Here is a 15,319-nt window from a genome sequence, read left to right as displayed (position 1 = left end):
TCTCTCGTCAGCGGGAGGCGAATTCTACAGCGTTACACGCTGCTGTCAACACCTCTTTTTCTCCGCTTTCGACCGAGAAGATCGAACCGTCAATCCGGCGAAAACACACTGCCGAACCGACTCCTTCGGGCCTCGATGAACTGAAGCGTAACCGCTGTCGAAAACCGTGTAACTCGTTGAATCTCAAGGAGTTTTCCGTTTCGACTGCGCCGGAAGTGGGGCGAATTATAGACTTCCAGAATCTGCCGTCAACCCCTAATTTGTCTTTTCTATCAATAACCTGCAAAAACAGATAAATCCTTCTCTATATAAGAAGAGCAGAAACACCATGAGCAATATATTGCTCATGCGTTATTAGTTGAGCATCATGTCGGCGCACCCAATCTCCCCCCTTTATAAAACCGGATGATGCCTTGCCATGAATGACCAGTCCCGCAGCCTAACCTCAACCCTGTTCCCAGTGGGACTGCTGCTTATTGCCATGGCCTCCATCCAGTCCGGCGCCTCGCTGGCCAAAAGCATGTTCCCGATCGTGGGCGCACAAGGCACCACCACACTGCGTCTGATCTTCGCCAGCATCATCATGCTTCTGCTATTACGCCCGTGGCGCGCGAAGCTCACAGCCAAGTCCTTGCGCACGGTCATCGTTTACGGGATGGCGCTGGGTGGAATGAACTTCCTCTTCTATATGTCGCTACGCAGCGTTCCCCTGGGAATCGCCGTCGCCCTGGAATTCACCGGCCCGCTTGCCGTGGCCATTTATGCTTCGCGAAAAGCCATCGACTTTCTCTGGATCCTTCTGGCGGTTATCGGCCTGCTGCTGTTGATCCCTAGCAGCGATACCAGCGCCGGCATCGATCTGATCGGCGCAGGTTATGCCTTGGGGGCCGGAGTGTGCTGGGCGCTCTATATTCTGTTCGGGCAAAAGGCCGGAGCCGATAATGGCGTCCAGACCGCAGCGCTGGGTGTAATGATCGCCGCCTTGTTCGTTGCGCCTATCGGTATCGTGCACGCCGGAGCTGCCTTGCTGACCCCCAGTCTGATTCCCATTGCCATCGGTGTGGCCATTCTCTCCACTGCCCTTCCCTATAGCCTGGAGATGGTCGCCCTGACCCGAATGCCAGCGAGAACCTTCGGCACGCTGATGAGTATCGAACCCGCTTTCGGTGCCTTGTCCGGGCTGCTGTTCCTCCACGAATACCTGTCTCTCGCACAATGGATGGCTATTGCCTGCATCATCCTGGCGTCAGTGGGTGCGACCCTGACCATGCGCAGCGAATCGAAACCTTTGGTAGCGGCGGATTGATTCTCGGTTGTACATAGCTCTGGCATTTGCCGCTCAATTAGGCCATGTTTAGGCGCTGTAACTCAGCGCCAGTCATGGATTTTTCGGGCAAGGACCGCACAGACGCCAAAGTGACAGCTAACGCAGTCGAACCCGGACAACAGATCCGGGATCAGCAATAGGGACAGGAATGAAACGTTTTTTGATTCTGTTAGCCGTACTTGCCATCGCAGGTTGCGCCGCAACTTCGAAAACCGAGGTCAAGCGCGGAAAGAAGGGCCTGCATATCAACTGCTCCGGCCTGTCCTCCTCCTGGGACAAATGCTACGCCAGTGCTGCTACCTCCTGTGGCCCCAAAGGCTACAAAGTGATCGCCAAGTCCGGCGATACGGTGGAGGATCCGGGCGATTACCCCTTCGGCCTGAACCCCGCCGGCTACACCAGCCGCAGCATGATCGTCATCTGCAAGTAGGCAGCACCTGCCTACTGCACATCCTGCGTTGGCAACTGACGAACAATTTCGTCATGGCTCGATTTCAGGACCTGGCGCTGAATGTCCGGACTGACCAACATTCGCGCCACCACCAACGCCCCTACACATTGCGACAGGATCGACCAGGCCAGGCTGTCACTGCCCAGGGTGTGCGCCCAGCTCTGCTGCAAGCGGCAAATCCAGTCTTCCGCCTGCTGTCGAACCACCTCGTCCGCCCGTGATATTTCCGCACCCAAGGTCGGCAGCGCACAACCCGTTTCCGGGCTCTCGACATGCGCCATGCTCAAGTAGTGCTTGAGGCAACGTTCAAGCCGCATCCGGCTTTGCTCGCCATCGGCGCCCAGGCGCTCAAGGCTCTGGCTCAGCTCCCGCTCGACAATCGAACCGAACAGCTCATCCTTGGACGAAAAGTGGCTGTAGAACGCCCCGCCGCTCAGCCCGATCGCTTTCATCAGGCCATCGACCCCTACAGTCGAAAACCCTTCCTTTTTGGCTGACACGGCGCTGCTCTGCAGCAACCGCTCCCTGGTTTCCTGCTTGTGACTGGCTGAATAACGCATGACGCCCCTCTCCTCTCTTCGCCTTGACGCTCGGCGAATCGTAGCATAACGTTCGTTTAGTTAACGACCGTTTACCAATAGAGCGATCCCACCATGACTACAGCTACAGAGAACAAGAAAGTCGTTTTGGTCGTCGGAGCCGGCGATGCCACAGGCGGTGCCATCGCCAAGCGTTTTGCCCGGGAAGGTCTTGTGGCCTGTGTCACCCGACGCAGCGCGGACAAGTTGCAGCCACTGGTGGAGGCCATCCAGCAATCGGGAGGCGAAGCCCACGGGTTCGCCTGCGACGCTCGAAAAGAGGAAGAAGTGATTGCCTTGATCGAACAGATCGAGAGCGAGATCGGCCCGATCGAAGCCCTGGTGTTCAATATCGGCGCCAACGTGCCGTGCAGCATCCTCGAGGAAACCGCGCGCAAGTACTTCAAGATCTGGGAGATGGCCTGCTTCTCGGGTTTCCTCAATGCGCGGGAAGTGGCCAAGCGCATGGTCACTCGCAAACGCGGGACCATCCTGTTCACCGGGGCCACCGCGGGATTGCGTGGCGCTGCGGGTTTTGCCGCCTTCGCCGGAGCCAAGCATGGCATTCGCGCGCTGGCGCAAAGCATGTCTCGGGAACTGGGACCGCTGAACATCCACGTCGCTCACGTGGTGGTCGATGGCGCCATCGACACTGACTTTATCCGCAACAGTTTCCCGGAAAAGTACGCGCTCAAGGATGAAGACGGCATCCTCAACCCCGAGCACATCGCCGACAACTACTGGCATCTGCACAGCCAGCCACGGGATGCCTGGACCTTCGAACTGGATCTGCGGCCCTGGAACGAACGCTGGTAGCCCCCTCCTCCACAACAACAAAAAAGGAGCATTACCGATGAGCAAAACCGTCGAGTTCTTTTTCGACCTGGGCAGCCCGACCTCGTACCTGGCCTACACCCAACTGCCGAAGATCTGTGCCCAGACGGGCAGCCAACTGATTTACCAACCCATGTTGCTCGGTGGCGTATTCAAGGTCACTGGCAACGCCTCGCCAATCAGCATCCCCGCCAAGGGACGCTACATGCTTCAGGACCTGGCGCGTTATGCCAGACGCTATGAGGTGCCATTGGCATTCAACCCGCACTTCCCGATCAACACCCTGCTGCTGATGCGCGCGGTGACCGGCATGCAACTGCGACACCCGCAGCGCTTTGTTGCCTTTATCGACTGCCTGTTTCGCGCACTCTGGGTCGAGAAGCGCAACCTGAATGATCAGGCCACAGTGGCAGCGGTACTCAGTGAGGGGGGATTCGATCCGCTGGAGGTGCTGGCCCTGACCAACGATGAAGAGGTCAAGAACGCCCTCAAGGACAAGACCGAACAAGCCTTGCAGCGCGGCGTGTTTGGCGCGCCGAGCATGTTCGTCGATAACCAGCTGTTTTTCGGCCAGGATCGCCTGGACTTTGTCCTCGAAGCCTTGAGTTAAGCCAAGACGTCGATATGACGAGCAACGCCATTCGCGCTGCCAGCCCAAAGCCGGCAGCGCGATTAACGTTCAGATAGTTGCGGTACGGGTATTCAGCCATTCCAGCGCCGCGCCTTGCAGCAGCGGGCTCAGGCGCCGACGCACTTCGGCGTGGTAGGCGTTGAGCCACTCACGCTCGTCCTGGGTCAGCAGCGAAGGCTCCAGGCAGCGGCTGTCGATCGGGCACAGGGTCAGGGTTTCGAACTTGAGGAACTCGCCGAATTCGGTGGTGCCCGCCTCACGGTTCATCGCCAGGTTTTCGATGCGCACGCCCCAACAGCCCGGACGATAGGTTCCCGGCTCGATCGAGGTGATCATCCCTGGCTGCATCGCGGTTTGCGGTGCCGGCGCCGCCTGATAGGCGATCACTTGCGGGCCTTCGTGGACATTGAGGAAGTACCCCACGCCATGGCCGGTGCCGTGCCCATAGTCCACGCCCTCGGCCCAGATCGGCGCGCGGGCGATGGCGTCCAGCAGCGGCGACAGGATGCCCCGCGGGAAGTGCGCCCGGGACAAGGCGATCACGCCTTTGAGCACCCGCGTGCAATCGCGTTTCTGCTCGGCACTCGGGGTGCCGACCGGCACCATGCGGGTGATGTCCGTGGTGCCGCCCAGGTATTGGCCGCCGGAGTCGATCAGCAGCAGGCCATCGCCTTCGATCACTGCGTGCTCTTCTTCGGTGGCGTGGTAATGCGGCATCGCGCCATTGGCGTTGAACGCGGCGATGGTGTTGAAACTCAGGGACACGTAGCCGGGGCGACGGGTGCGGGCCGCGGTCAGGTGCTCGTCGATCGTCAGCTCGGTGATGCGTTCACGGTCCCAGGCCGACTCCAGCCAGGCGAAAAACTCGCAGAGCGCGGCGCCATCCTGCTCCATGGCCTGACGGATATGCTCGGCATCAGCCAAGCTCTTCTGGGACTTGGCCAATGTCGTCGGGTTCAGGCCTTCCAGCAGCTTCACGCCGCTACCGAGGTTATCCAGCAAACCGGCAGTGACCCGCGCCGGATCCACCAGCAGGCTGGCGCCGTCGGGGATCGCACTCAGGGCCGCGGCCACTTCGCTGTAGTCACGCAGGGTGATGCCATCCTGTTCCAGCACGGCACGCAAAGCGTTATCGACCTTGCTCAGCGCCACAAACAACGTCGCCTGCTGCTGGCTGATCAGGGCGAAGGAGATGAATACCGGGTTGAACGAGACGTCACCGCCGCGCAGATTGAACAACCAGGCGATGTCGTCGAGGGTGGCGATGAAATGCCAATCCGCGCCTCGCTCTTTCAGGGTTTCGCGCAACTTGCCGAGCTTCTCGACCCGGCTGACCGTGGCCTGGGGTGGCAAATGCTGATAGATCGGCTGATCCGGCAGGCTCGGACGGTCGCTCCAGACTTCGTTCAGCAGATCGATATCGGTGCGCAGGCGAGCGCCACGTTCCTGCAGCTTGTTGCCCAGGGTACGCGCCGAAGCCACCGCCATCACCGCGCCGTCGACCGCGACCACGCCCCCTTCCGGGGTCTGCTCGGCCAGCCAGTCCAGCGGACCGGGCTGACCCGGCAACAGTTTGACCAGTTCGATACCGCTGCCCTTGAGCTCCTTGGTCGCCTGCTCCCAATAACGGCTATCGGCCCAGACCCCGGCGAAATCCGCCGTGACGATCAGGGTGCCGACCGAACCGTGAAAGCCCGACAGCCACTGCCGGCCTTGCCAGTAACCCGGCAGGTACTCCGACAGGTGCGGATCGGCCGACGGCACCAGCAGGGCATGAATGCCCTCGCGGCTCATCAGCTCACGGGTGCGCGCCAGGCGCTGGGGGACCACTCCATTGGTCAAGGGCTGCGTACTCATTGTGTCTCCTGCTACCAGGTGAATCATTGTTATTGGATACCGAGGGCATAAGCCCTCAGGGTTGGGCAACCGCCCAGAACGCCGGTGCACTGGCGGATGAAGCCTTGATCAGTTGGACGGCCTGATCGATGTCCTGCTCGGTGGTGAAGCGGCCCAGGCTCAGGCGGATGGTCCGCCCCGCCGTCCGGGCGTCGAGCCCCAGCGCCAGCAACACATGGGACGGCGCATTGCTCGCCGAGTTGCAGGCCGAGGTCGCGGAAAACGCGATGGAGGCACTCAGGGCCGCCGGATTGAACTCCCCTTCACCAAAGGTAAGGCTCAAGGTATGGGGAATGCGTTGGGCCGGGCTGCCGTTCAGGCACAGCCCCGGCAGGTCGGCCAGCTGTTCGAGCAGGCGCTCGCGCAGCCGAGCGATGGTCGCCGCTTCTTCATCGAAGTGTTCGGCGGCCAGGGCAAAGGCGGCGCCCATGGCGGCAATCTGATGGGTCGCGAGCGTCCCGGAGCGCAAGCCGCCCTCATGGCCGCCGCCGTGGATCTGCGCCTGCAAGCGCTGCTGCGCGCGAGGGCCGACGTAAAGCGCGCCGATGCCCTTGGGGCCATAAATCTTGTGGGCGGAAAAGGACATCAGGTCCACCGGCCACTGCGCCAGGTCGATCGCCACCTTGCCCGCGCCCTGGGCCGCGTCGACATGCAGCAGCGCCCCGCGCTCGCGGACCACGCGGCCAATGCCAGGAATGTCATTGACCGTACCCAGCTCGTTGTTGACCAGCATCAGCGACACCAGGAAGGTGTCGTCGCGCAGGGCTTCGCTGACCGCCTCGGGCGTGATCAGCCCGTCGCGGTCCGGCACCAGGTAAGTCACTGCCACGCCGGCAGCCTGCAGCTGGCTGGCGGTATCGAGAATGGCCTTGTGTTCGATCTGGCTGGTGATGATGTGCCCGCCGGATACGCCCCGGGCCTGAGCCACGCCCTTGAGCGCCAGGTTGTTGGATTCGGTGGCGCCGGAGGTCCAGACGATCTGCTCGGGCGCCGCCCCCACCAGTTGGGCGACCTGCTGCCGCGCCAGCTCGACGCTGCGCCGGGCCTGTTGGCCGAAGGCATGGGAACTGGACGCCGGGTTGCCGAAGTTACCGTTGAACCCCAGGCATTCCACCATCACCTGAATGACTCGCTCATCCACCGGCGTGGTGGCGGCGTAGTCGAAATAGAGAGGACGTTTATTCATCGCAAAAATACCCGCAGAGCCTGTTCCAGGATCAAGGTTCGCTCGGTGCCGAACGCTGATACGCGCCCTTTCGGCAACGCAAAAACGGCAGACCGTCAGCAATACCCGATCGGATGCAGTTAAAGAAGGACAACTTCATTTAAAAGTGCGTAGGAACGCTCCCGAGGGGCAGCTTAACAGGCTCCGGGAGCCGGGTTAAGCGAGGTTCGGCCAAGGGGCCGAAGAACAAGGCAGGAGGCGGGAAAATCATCACAGGGTTTTGCCGACTGTCACCGGCAGTCCGTCAGCCTCTGCGGGCAAGGCCACGGAAGATCGACAAATCAGCTGGCACGGCCATGCAGGGTCACGCTGTGTTCGGCGTTCATTTCGCCCTGCTGGTCGAAACCGAAGGTCCGTTGCGGGGCAAGCAGCTCGGCCTTCTTCTGCTGGTATTCGTCAAAGGAAAGTCCGCGCCGGTTCAGGGCTTCCAGCGCCAGTTCGCGAGTTTCCTCGGCGGTATAAGGGCGCGATTCCGGACCCGGCTGGCTGGCACAACCGGCCAGGACCGAAGTGACGACAAGCAGGGATAAGACGAGCGAACGGTTCATGGCAAAGGCTCCTGGATCTGGGCTGCGAGGCAATGGACACAGGCTACCGTCGCCCTTCCCGGGGCAGAAATCATCACGCTCGATAGTGGCTATCGATTCCCCCTATCGCAGCCCATAGCGCCCTCTCTTATTTCCAAAAGATCTATAAATATGGAAATAAAGTATTTTTTAGGAATATCAGTAAGCCTTTATAACAGGCCCATCGCGCCGCCTGCTGTTGCCTGAGCAACTGTTCGCCAGGCAACAGCCAATCAACAAAACAGTGTCTCCCCAACAACAGCCTGATCCTGCAACAGCGCCACGAGCCCCGCCACTCAAGGCTTTGCCCCGCTGGTACAGCTCTTGCTCAAGCCCTGGGACTACTCACTGCTCGTTGAGCCCTGTTCAACAAAGGAACTGATCATGTCGCGTCCATTAAAAGTCGTTGCCCTGTCCGGTGGAACCTGGCGCCCCTCGCGCACCCTGGTGCTGACCCAAGCGCTGCTCGCCGAACTGGCAGGGCAATTGCCGATCGAGAGCAAGCTCATCGAACTGGGCGACATCGCCCGCCCATTGGGCGCGGCCCTGTCCCGCCAGGAACTGGCGGCGGAAGTCGAAGCCGAGTTGCAGGCCATCGAAAGCGCCGACCTGCTGATCGTCGCAGCGCCCGTGTATCGAGGCTCCTACCCGGGCCTGCTCAAGCACCTGTTCGACCTGATCGACCTCAACGCCCTGATCAATACCCCGGTGCTGCTGGCCGCCACCGGAGGCAGCGAGCGTCACGCCCTGGTGCTGGATCACCAGCTGCGGCCGCTGTTCAGTTTCTTCCAGGCCCTGACCCTGCCCATCGGGGTCTATGCCACCGAGGCCGACTTCGCCAACTACCAGATAACCAGCGAGCCCTTGAAGGCCCGCATTCGCCTTGCGGCAGAACGCGCCGCGCCCCTGTTCGGCGTGCATCCGAAAAATCTGCTGAAAATCGCTTAAGGACCTGTCATGGATGTTTTCTGGTTTCTTCCGACTCACGGCGACGGCCATTACCTGGGCACCACCCAGGGCGCGCGTCCGGTCACCCTCAACTACCTCAAACAAGTGGCCCAGGCCGCGGACAGCCTGGGTTATCACGGCGTACTGATCCCCACCGGCCGCTCGTGCGAAGACTCCTGGGTGATCGCCTCGGCGCTGGTGCCCCTGACCGAACGCCTGCGCTACCTGGTGGCGATCCGTCCGGGAATCATCTCGCCGACCGTCTCGGCGCGCATGGCCGCCACTCTCGACCGGCTGTCCAACGGCCGCCTGCTGATCAACGTGGTGACCGGCGGCGACCCCGACGAGAACCGTGGCGACGGCAGTTTCCTCAGCCACAGCGAGCGCTATGAAGTCACCGACGAATTCCTGAGGATCTGGCGCCGCGTGCTGCAAGGCGAAGCCGTGGATTTCGAAGGCAAGCACCTGCATGTGCAGAACGCCAAGGCCCTCTACCCACCGGTGCAGAAGCCCTACCCGCCGCTGTATTTCGGCGGTTCCTCGGACGCCGCCCATGACCTCGCCGCCGAACAGGTAGATGTCTACCTGACCTGGGGCGAACCGCCGGCCGCGGTCGCCGCGAAACTCGCCGATGTGCGTGAGCGGGCCGCCCGCCATGGCCGCACGGTGAAGTTCGGCATCCGCCTGCACGTGATCGTGCGCGAAACCGCGGAAGAGGCCTGGAAGGCCGCGGACAAGCTGATCGAACACATCAGCGACGAGACCATCGCCGCCGCGCAGCAATCCTTCTCGCGCTTCGACTCCGAGGGTCAGCGGCGTATGGCTGCCTTGCACGACGGGCGGCGCGACAACCTGGAAATCGCCCCCAACCTCTGGGCCGGCGTCGGCCTGGTGCGTGGCGGCGCCGGCACCGCGCTGGTGGGCAACCCCGAGCAGGTCGCGGCGCGGATCAAGGAATACGCGGACCTGGGGATCGAGAGCTTCATTTTCTCCGGCTACCCGCACCTGGAAGAAGCCTATCGCTTTGCCGAACTGGTGTTCCCGCTGCTGCCGGAACCCTACGCCAGCCTGGCCGGACGTGGCGTGACCAACCTTACCGGGCCGTTTGGCGAAATGATCGCCAATGATGTGCTGCCGAGCAAAAAAGCGGCTGAGGCTTAAGGGTATTTATTGCCTGATAGAACGCTATCGCGGGCAAGTCGGATCGCCGCCCGCTCGCTCCTACAGGGTGCAGGTGTTTTCTGTAGGAGCGAGCTTGCTCGCGATCATCCCCACAGCCCCACCGATTTCACGGCCGCGCAACCGGCCCCCAACGAGGAACACCGCGTGACTGCCAAGCCGCAAAGCGCCCTGTTGTCCCCCTTGCAGACCGCCCGCCAGCTGGCGGCCGAGTTTGCCCTGACCGCCGTCGAACGCGACGAACGCGGCGGAACCCCCAAAGCCCAGCGCGACGCCCTGCGCCAGAGCGGCCTGCTGGCCCTGAGCATTCCCACCCTGTACGGCGGCCTCGGCGCCAGCTGGAGCGAGACCCTGAACATCGTCCGCGAGTTCGCCAAGGTCGACAGTTCCATCGCCCACGTCTTCGGTTTCCATCACCTGATGCTGGCCACCGTGCGCCTGTTCGCCCGCCCGGAACAATGGCAACCCTGGTTCGAACAGACCGCGCGCAAGAACTGGTTCTGGGGCAACGCCCTCAACCCGCTGGACACCCGTACCGTGGTGAAGAACCTCGGCGGCTGGCGCGAGTTCTCCGGCAAGAAGAGCTTCTGCTCCGGCGCCAGCGATTCGGAAATGCTCATCGCCTCGGCGGTCGACGAAGGCAACGGCGGCAAGCTGCTGATCGCCGCCATCCCCAGCGGCCGCAGCGGCATCACCCTGCACAACGACTGGAACAACATGGGCCAGCGCCAGACCGACAGCGGCAGCGCCAGCTTCGAACGGGTGCGGGTCGAGGAATCGGAGCTGCTGCTGGACCCGGGCCCCTTGAGCACGCCCTTTGCCTGTCTGCGCCCACTGATCGCTCAGTTGACCTTCACCCACATGTTCCTCGGCATCGCCGAAGGCGCCTTTGAAGAAGCCCGCCAGTACACCCTCAGCGAAACCCGGCCCTGGCATAAGTCCAGCGCACAGGAGGCCTATCAGGACCCTTACGTACTGGGCCATTACGGTGATTTCTGGGTGGCCCTGGAAGGCATGCGTCTGTTGGTGGAGCGCGCCGCGGAGCTGCTGGACAAGGCCTGGGCCAAGGGGCCGAACCTGAGCGCCGAAGAACGCGGTCACCTGGCCACGGCCATCGCCACCGCCAAGGTCGCCACCACGCGCCAGGGCCTGGAACTGTGCAGCCGCCTGTTCGAGGTCACCGGCGCCCGCTCCACCCACGCCTCCCTGCGCCTGGACCGGCATTGGCGCAACCTGCGCACGCAAACCCTGCACGACCCGGTGGATTACAAACTCCATGAGTTGGGCGACTGGGCCCTGAACCAGTCCCTGCCGACCCCGACTTTCTATTCCTAGCCTTCTGTTCCCGGAGCTTGTCCATGCAGCTTTTGACCTTACCGCCCTCGCCCGCCCTGGCCACCTCGATCCGGGCCACCGCCCAGGTATTCGAAGACCCGAAATCCCAGGCCTTGCTGGCGCATCTGCAGCAGGTCGCGCCGAGCGAGGCCAGTGTGCTGATCATCGGCGAGACCGGTACCGGCAAGGAGCTGGTGGCGCGCCATATCCACAACCTCAGCGCCCGGCGCAACCGGCCGTTCGTGGCGGTGAACTGCGGGGCGTTCTCCGAGTCGCTGGTGGAGGCCGAGCTGTTCGGCCATGAAAAAGGCGCCTTCACCGGGGCCCTGAGCGCCAAGGCCGGCTGGTTCGAAGAAGCCAATGGCGGGACTCTGTTCCTCGACGAGATCGGCGACCTGCCGATGGCGATCCAGGTGAAATTGCTGCGGGTGTTGCAGGAGCGCGAAGTGGTGCGCCTGGGTTCGCGCAAAAGCATTCCCATCGATGTGCGGGTGCTGGCGGCGACCAACGTGCAACTGGAGAAAGCCATCAACGCCGGGCATTTCCGCGAGGACCTGTACTACCGCCTCGACGTCGTCAGCCTGGAACTGAGCCCGCTGCGCGAACGTCCCGGAGACATCCTGCCGCTGACCCGGCACTTCATCGAAGCCTACAGCCAGCGCCTGGGCTACGGCGCCGTGACCATCAGCAGCGAGGCCGAGCACAAGCTGCGCAGCTACAGCTGGCCGGGCAATATCCGCGAACTGGAAAACGTCATCCACCACACCCTGCTGATCTGCCGCGACGGCGTGATCGAGCGCGACGACCTGCGCCTGTCGAACATGCGCATCGAGCGCCAGGACGACAGCCATCACAGCCATGACGACTCAGCCGAAGCCCTGCTGGAGCGGGCCTTTCACAAACTCTTCGAAGAGCAGGCCGGCGCCCTGCATGAAAAGGTCGAGGATACGCTGCTGCGCGCGGCCTACCGTTTCAGCCACTACAACCAGGTGCATACCGCCAATCTGTTGGGCCTGAGCCGCAACGTCACCCGCACCCGGCTGATCAAGATCGGCGAACTGGCGGTGAACAAGCGCCGTCCGCCGGAAAAAACCGGCCAGCATGAACGCACCCTGCAACTGTCGATCTAGCTGGCCAAACGGCAATGCAGCGCGTTATCCGGGCTGCGCTCGATGCTGCGCACCACCTGGAACGAGCCGAAGGTCACGGTCTTGGCCTGATAGGCGCGCAGCAGTTGCCAGAAGTCTTGTTCGCCCTTCTCGAAACTCTGGAAGGCCGCTTCGCCAGCTTCCCGGGTTTGCCATTGCAGGTAGTTGAGCACCCGCCGGCCGTCTTCGCTGGCCTGCACGCTGCCACTCAGGAACCCCGGGTAACCCTGGGCCAGGCGTTCGGTCTGCTCGGACAGCGCCGACACCAGGCCGGATTGTTGATGGGGTTCGATTTCGAATTCGATCAATTGCGTAAAGCTGCGATTTTGCGCAAACGCGTGCATGGCAAGTCCCCACTGACGGATAAACGGAATCTTGTGATTCGAAGGCCTGCAGGGTAAAACCTCCAGTTAAGTAAAGGTCAAGCGACTTTTGCTCATTCCCCACCCGCAGGAGTGCTGCATGCTCACCCCCGAAACCGTGCACAAGGAACTCACCGTCGGCCAAGTGGCCGCCCGCAGTGGCGTAGCGGTCACCGCGCTGCATTTCTATGAAACCAAGGGGCTGATCAAGAGCAACCGCAACGCCGGCAACCAGCGCCGCTATCCGCGGGAAGTGCTGCGCCGGGTGGCGCTGATCAAGGTGGCGCAGCGCCTGGGCATTCCCCTGGCCGAGATCGGCCAGGCCCTGCGCAGCCTGCCGGAGCACCGCGCACCGACGGCCGCCGATTGGAAGCGGCTGTCCGAACAGTGGAGCCATGAGCTCGATGAGCGGATCAAGCAGCTGACCCTGCTGCGCGACCGCCTCAATGGCTGCATCGGCTGCGGCTGCCTGTCGATGCAAGACTGCCCGCTGCGCAACCAGGGCGACCAGCTGGGCGAACACGGCCCGGGCGCGCAATTGCTGGAAACCGACTGAGCGGACGGCGCAGCGGTTTCCCCAGCCGGCAATCGGTGGAGCAGCCGCTGCTGGCGTCTTTTCAGGTCAAAACGCACTGCCAGGTCTGGCGAGCGCTACCTCGAAATGCCGCCCGGCCCGATCGCGGCCTGCGGCAGCGGCGACATATCTTCCCCTGATCGCTGGCTCACTGTTGCCTGGCGAACACCTCGTCAGTTCAAACCAGGCTGTGGATTCCCCGGGCCTATAGTGAACCGACCGGAAAACCGGCCAGGTTCACTTCGACGAACACCCAGACAAGAAAGGAGAACCGAGATGAGCGTCAAACCCATCCCCGAGGGTTACCCCAGCATCACGCCCTACCTGGGGATCACGCAGGCTGCCGAGGCTATCGAGTTCTACAAGAATGCCTTCGGCGCCACCCAGGTCATGCGCCTGGACATGCCCGACGGCAGTGTCGGCCATGCCGAACTGCGCATCGGCGACTGCCCGATCATGCTGGGAACGCCCTGCGACCAAGGGCCATTGAGCAATCCCGACCAATCGCCTTCGGTCGGCCTGCACCTGTACGTCAACGATGTCGACAAACAGTTCGCCCAGGCCATCGCCGCCGGCGGCCAGGTGGTGTCCGAGGTCAAGGACCAGTTCTACGGCGACCGCAGCGGCACCCTCAAAGACCCGTTCGGCCACCTGTGGTTTCTCGCCACCCGCAAGGAAGACCTGAGCGAAGAGCAGATCAAGCAGCGGGCCGTGGAGATGTTTAAACAGCAGGGATAAGCCCTGAGCCTGTAAACCGCTGATCGCGGGCCAGTCGGATCGCCGCCCGCTCGCGCCTACAGATGCGCGCTCCCTTGTAGGAGCGAGGCTTGCCCGCGATAGCGCCCTCAACGCCCCACAGCACCGGCCTTTTGCACGCCATTGGTCGCGCGGAAACATTTACTTTCATATCGTCTTTCGGGATTTACGATTCTCATTCGTCTTAATTAGATGCAGCAGGTCGCGTTGGCGAAGGCTACGCCGCGGGTTTATCTCCGGGCTCGGCAAACGCCCCGCAACTCCACTCCTCGAATCAAGACGCGTGCTCAATGTCGAAGAAGTCCCGCTCGAAAATCTGGTTTCTCGTTCACAGCTGGCTGGCGCTGCCCATCTGGTTCTTTGTGCTGATCGTTTGCGTCACCGGCACCCTGGCCGTGGTCAGCCAGGAAATCGTCTGGCTGGCCAACCCCGACATCCGCGCCAGCAAACCCACAGGCGATGCCCAGCCGCTGAGCTACGACCAGATCGTCAAGGCCATCAAGCAGGCCGAACCGCAGACCCTGGTCGAAAGTATCAACACCCCCGACGAAGCGCATTTCGCCCTGACCGTGGGCGTCAGCTACCCCGATGGCCGTTCTGTCGAGGTCTATGTCAATCCGTACACCGGCGTGATCCAGGGCGTCAGCCCGCCGTTCAACTTCCAGGCCTTCACCCGCGCCCTGCACGGCTGGTGGCTGGTGCCGTTCACCAATGGCTACAGCTGGGGCTGGTACCTGGTATCGCTGCTCGGCCTGCCGATGCTGGCGTCGCTGGTCACGGGCCTGGTGGTCTACAAGAAGTTCTGGAAGGGCTTTCTCAAGCCGACCCTGCGCCTGCGCCATGGCGCGCGGATTTTCTGGGGCGATTTCCATCGCCTGAGCGGCATCTGGTCGATCTGGTTTATCGCGGTGATCTCCATCACCGGCACCTGGTTCCTGATCGAGGCAATCCTCAGCGACAACCAGATCACCATTTCCAGCGAACCCATAGTGCCGGTGATCGCCCGCGAAAACGTGCCGACCTCGGCCGACGGCAGCCCGGCGTCGATGATCGGCGTCGATGAAGCCATCCGCATCGCCACCCAGCAGATCTCGGGCTTCGAGGTCGGCTTCGTCATGCTGCCGAGCAACGCCTACAGCCATATGTTCATCGGCGGCCGCGGCTGGTACCCGCTGATGTACCAGACCGCCAACCTCAACCCTTACAGCGGCTCGGTGGATACCGCGCACCTGCTGTCCCATCGCTCGGCCCTGGAATTCGTCACCGAGTCCATGCGCCCGCTGCACACCGGTGACTTCGGCGGCCTCTGGATCAAGCTGATCTGGTTCTTCTTCGGCCTGCTACTGAGCATGATGGTCCTCAGCGGCCTGCTGATCTGGACCAAACGCACCGCCCTGGCCACCGCCGCGGCCCTCAAACGCAGCACCAAGACGCCGCGCCCCGCCCTCGCCCCGCGCCCGCTTGCGGCCCTGCACAGCGACACGCCGGAGGGCAACCTGTGAGCAAGAC

Annotated in this window: 17 protein-coding genes; 12 read left to right on the top strand and 5 right to left on the bottom strand. The window is 62.4% G+C overall.

The genetic code is table 11. The annotated features are described in order from the left end of the window. The 3 genes from PVZ78_RS18950 to PVZ78_RS18940 form a co-directional block, all read left to right on the top strand. Nucleotides 1-296: hypothetical protein (locus PVZ78_RS18950; protein WP_273829079.1), on the top strand; the 296-nt coding region annotated here is incomplete at its 5' end. A gap of 122 nt (nt 297-418) precedes the next feature. Further along, nucleotides 419-1,306: a threonine/homoserine exporter RhtA gene (gene rhtA, locus PVZ78_RS18945; protein ID WP_124301934.1), complete on the top strand. Its 888-nt coding sequence runs from the start codon at nt 419-421 to the stop codon at nt 1,304-1,306. A 169-nt stretch (nt 1,307-1,475) separates the two neighbouring features. Continuing rightward, nucleotides 1,476-1,757, top strand: coding sequence for a hypothetical protein (locus PVZ78_RS18940; RefSeq protein WP_009050041.1), 282 nt, complete (start codon nt 1,476-1,478; stop codon nt 1,755-1,757). Between the two features lie 11 nt (nt 1,758-1,768). Here PVZ78_RS18940 and PVZ78_RS18935 read toward each other — a convergent pair whose 3' ends face one another. Continuing rightward, on the bottom strand, nt 1,769-2,338 hold the full coding sequence (locus tag PVZ78_RS18935) for a TetR/AcrR family transcriptional regulator (protein ID WP_009050042.1): 570 nt from the start codon (nt 2,336-2,338) through the stop codon (nt 1,769-1,771). A gap of 93 nt (nt 2,339-2,431) precedes the next feature. Between PVZ78_RS18935 and PVZ78_RS18930 the strand changes: the two genes are divergently transcribed. After that, nucleotides 2,432-3,172: an SDR family oxidoreductase gene (locus PVZ78_RS18930; protein WP_009050043.1), complete on the top strand. Its 741-nt coding sequence runs from the start codon at nt 2,432-2,434 to the stop codon at nt 3,170-3,172. 37 nt (nt 3,173-3,209) lie between these two features. Next, entirely contained in the window at nt 3,210-3,800 is a 591-nt protein-coding gene (locus PVZ78_RS18925) for a 2-hydroxychromene-2-carboxylate isomerase (protein ID WP_009050044.1), read from the top strand. Nucleotides 3,801-3,869: 69 nt separating this feature from the next. Here the strand turns inward: PVZ78_RS18925 and PVZ78_RS18920 are convergent, their stop codons facing one another. The 3 genes from PVZ78_RS18920 to PVZ78_RS18910 form a co-directional block, all read right to left on the bottom strand. Next, nucleotides 3,870-5,678 (bottom strand): aminopeptidase P family protein, encoded by a 1,809-nt coding sequence (locus PVZ78_RS18920; RefSeq protein WP_124301935.1) that lies wholly within the window; start codon nt 5,676-5,678, stop codon nt 3,870-3,872. 55 nt (nt 5,679-5,733) lie between these two features. After that, nucleotides 5,734-6,903 (bottom strand): aminotransferase class V-fold PLP-dependent enzyme, encoded by a 1,170-nt coding sequence (locus tag PVZ78_RS18915; protein WP_101283011.1) that lies wholly within the window; start codon nt 6,901-6,903, stop codon nt 5,734-5,736. 320 nt (nt 6,904-7,223) lie between these two features. Then, nucleotides 7,224-7,490, bottom strand: coding sequence for a hypothetical protein (locus PVZ78_RS18910; RefSeq protein WP_009050047.1), 267 nt, complete (start codon nt 7,488-7,490; stop codon nt 7,224-7,226). A 402-nt stretch (nt 7,491-7,892) separates the two neighbouring features. On the opposite strand from PVZ78_RS18910, the gene msuE reads away from it, so the two are divergent. From msuE to PVZ78_RS18890, 4 genes are all read left to right on the top strand, one after another. Continuing rightward, on the top strand, nt 7,893-8,456 hold the full coding sequence (gene msuE, locus PVZ78_RS18905) for an FMN reductase (RefSeq protein ID WP_009050048.1): 564 nt from the start codon (nt 7,893-7,895) through the stop codon (nt 8,454-8,456). A 9-nt stretch (nt 8,457-8,465) separates the two neighbouring features. Next, the gene (gene ssuD, locus PVZ78_RS18900; protein ID WP_053269619.1) at nt 8,466-9,617 is read left to right on the top strand and encodes an FMNH2-dependent alkanesulfonate monooxygenase; all 1,152 of its coding nucleotides are present in this window, start codon (nt 8,466-8,468) and stop codon (nt 9,615-9,617) included. Between the two features lie 165 nt (nt 9,618-9,782). Next, on the top strand, nt 9,783-10,970 hold the full coding sequence (locus tag PVZ78_RS18895) for an acyl-CoA dehydrogenase family protein (RefSeq protein WP_273829078.1): 1,188 nt from the start codon (nt 9,783-9,785) through the stop codon (nt 10,968-10,970). Nucleotides 10,971-10,993: 23 nt separating this feature from the next. Next, entirely contained in the window at nt 10,994-12,100 is a 1,107-nt protein-coding gene (locus PVZ78_RS18890; protein WP_110175667.1) for a sigma-54 interaction domain-containing protein, read from the top strand. Here PVZ78_RS18890 and PVZ78_RS18885 read toward each other — a convergent pair. Next, on the bottom strand, nt 12,097-12,462 hold the full coding sequence (locus PVZ78_RS18885) for an antibiotic biosynthesis monooxygenase (protein WP_028683023.1): 366 nt from the start codon (nt 12,460-12,462) through the stop codon (nt 12,097-12,099). The two genes, PVZ78_RS18890 and PVZ78_RS18885, sit on opposite strands and share 4 nt — an antisense overlap. A gap of 118 nt (nt 12,463-12,580) precedes the next feature. On the opposite strand from PVZ78_RS18885, the gene soxR reads away from it, so the two are divergent. The 3 genes from soxR (at nt 12,581) to PVZ78_RS18870 (ending at nt 15,312) form a co-directional block, all read left to right on the top strand. Next, on the top strand, nt 12,581-13,036 hold the full coding sequence (gene soxR, locus PVZ78_RS18880; protein ID WP_110175668.1) for a redox-sensitive transcriptional activator SoxR: 456 nt from the start codon (nt 12,581-12,583) through the stop codon (nt 13,034-13,036). A gap of 294 nt (nt 13,037-13,330) precedes the next feature. After that, nucleotides 13,331-13,792 carry a VOC family protein gene (locus tag PVZ78_RS18875; RefSeq protein WP_009050054.1) on the top strand — a complete coding sequence of 154 codons (462 nt, stop codon included), beginning with the start codon at nt 13,331-13,333 and terminating at the stop codon, nt 13,790-13,792. A 308-nt stretch (nt 13,793-14,100) separates the two neighbouring features. Then, a complete protein-coding gene (locus tag PVZ78_RS18870) occupies nt 14,101-15,312 on the top strand; it encodes a PepSY-associated TM helix domain-containing protein (RefSeq protein ID WP_110175669.1) in 1,212 nt (403 codons plus the stop codon). Nucleotides 15,313-15,319: the final 7 nt, after the last annotated feature.

The sequence above is a fragment of the Pseudomonas sp. SBT1-2 genome, assembly GCF_028640875.1.
Classification (GTDB): domain Bacteria; phylum Pseudomonadota; class Gammaproteobacteria; order Pseudomonadales; family Pseudomonadaceae; genus Aquipseudomonas; species Aquipseudomonas chlororaphis_I.
The sequence above is the reverse complement of the archived record's forward strand: the minus strand, read 5'-3'. Positions and strand labels throughout refer to the sequence as shown.

Coding starts and splice junctions, on each gene's coding strand:
- rhtA (WP_124301934.1), top strand. CDS start 419: ATGAATGACCAGTCCCGCAGCCTAACCTCAACCCTGTTCCCAGTGGGA.
- PVZ78_RS18940 (WP_009050041.1), top strand. CDS start 1,476: ATGAAACGTTTTTTGATTCTGTTAGCCGTACTTGCCATCGCAGGTTGC.
- PVZ78_RS18935 (WP_009050042.1), bottom strand. CDS start 2,338: ATGCGTTATTCAGCCAGTCACAAGCAGGAAACCAGGGAGCGGTTGCTG.
- PVZ78_RS18930 (WP_009050043.1), top strand. CDS start 2,432: ATGACTACAGCTACAGAGAACAAGAAAGTCGTTTTGGTCGTCGGAGCC.
- PVZ78_RS18925 (WP_009050044.1), top strand. CDS start 3,210: ATGAGCAAAACCGTCGAGTTCTTTTTCGACCTGGGCAGCCCGACCTCG.
- PVZ78_RS18920 (WP_124301935.1), bottom strand. CDS start 5,678: ATGAGTACGCAGCCCTTGACCAATGGAGTGGTCCCCCAGCGCCTGGCG.
- PVZ78_RS18915 (WP_101283011.1), bottom strand. CDS start 6,903: ATGAATAAACGTCCTCTCTATTTCGACTACGCCGCCACCACGCCGGTG.
- PVZ78_RS18910 (WP_009050047.1), bottom strand. CDS start 7,490: ATGAACCGTTCGCTCGTCTTATCCCTGCTTGTCGTCACTTCGGTCCTG.
- msuE (WP_009050048.1), top strand. CDS start 7,893: ATGTCGCGTCCATTAAAAGTCGTTGCCCTGTCCGGTGGAACCTGGCGC.
- ssuD (WP_053269619.1), top strand. CDS start 8,466: ATGGATGTTTTCTGGTTTCTTCCGACTCACGGCGACGGCCATTACCTG.
- PVZ78_RS18890 (WP_110175667.1), top strand. CDS start 10,994: ATGCAGCTTTTGACCTTACCGCCCTCGCCCGCCCTGGCCACCTCGATC.
- PVZ78_RS18885 (WP_028683023.1), bottom strand. CDS start 12,462: ATGCACGCGTTTGCGCAAAATCGCAGCTTTACGCAATTGATCGAATTC.
- soxR (WP_110175668.1), top strand. CDS start 12,581: ATGCTCACCCCCGAAACCGTGCACAAGGAACTCACCGTCGGCCAAGTG.
- PVZ78_RS18875 (WP_009050054.1), top strand. CDS start 13,331: ATGAGCGTCAAACCCATCCCCGAGGGTTACCCCAGCATCACGCCCTAC.
- PVZ78_RS18870 (WP_110175669.1), top strand. CDS start 14,101: ATGTCGAAGAAGTCCCGCTCGAAAATCTGGTTTCTCGTTCACAGCTGG.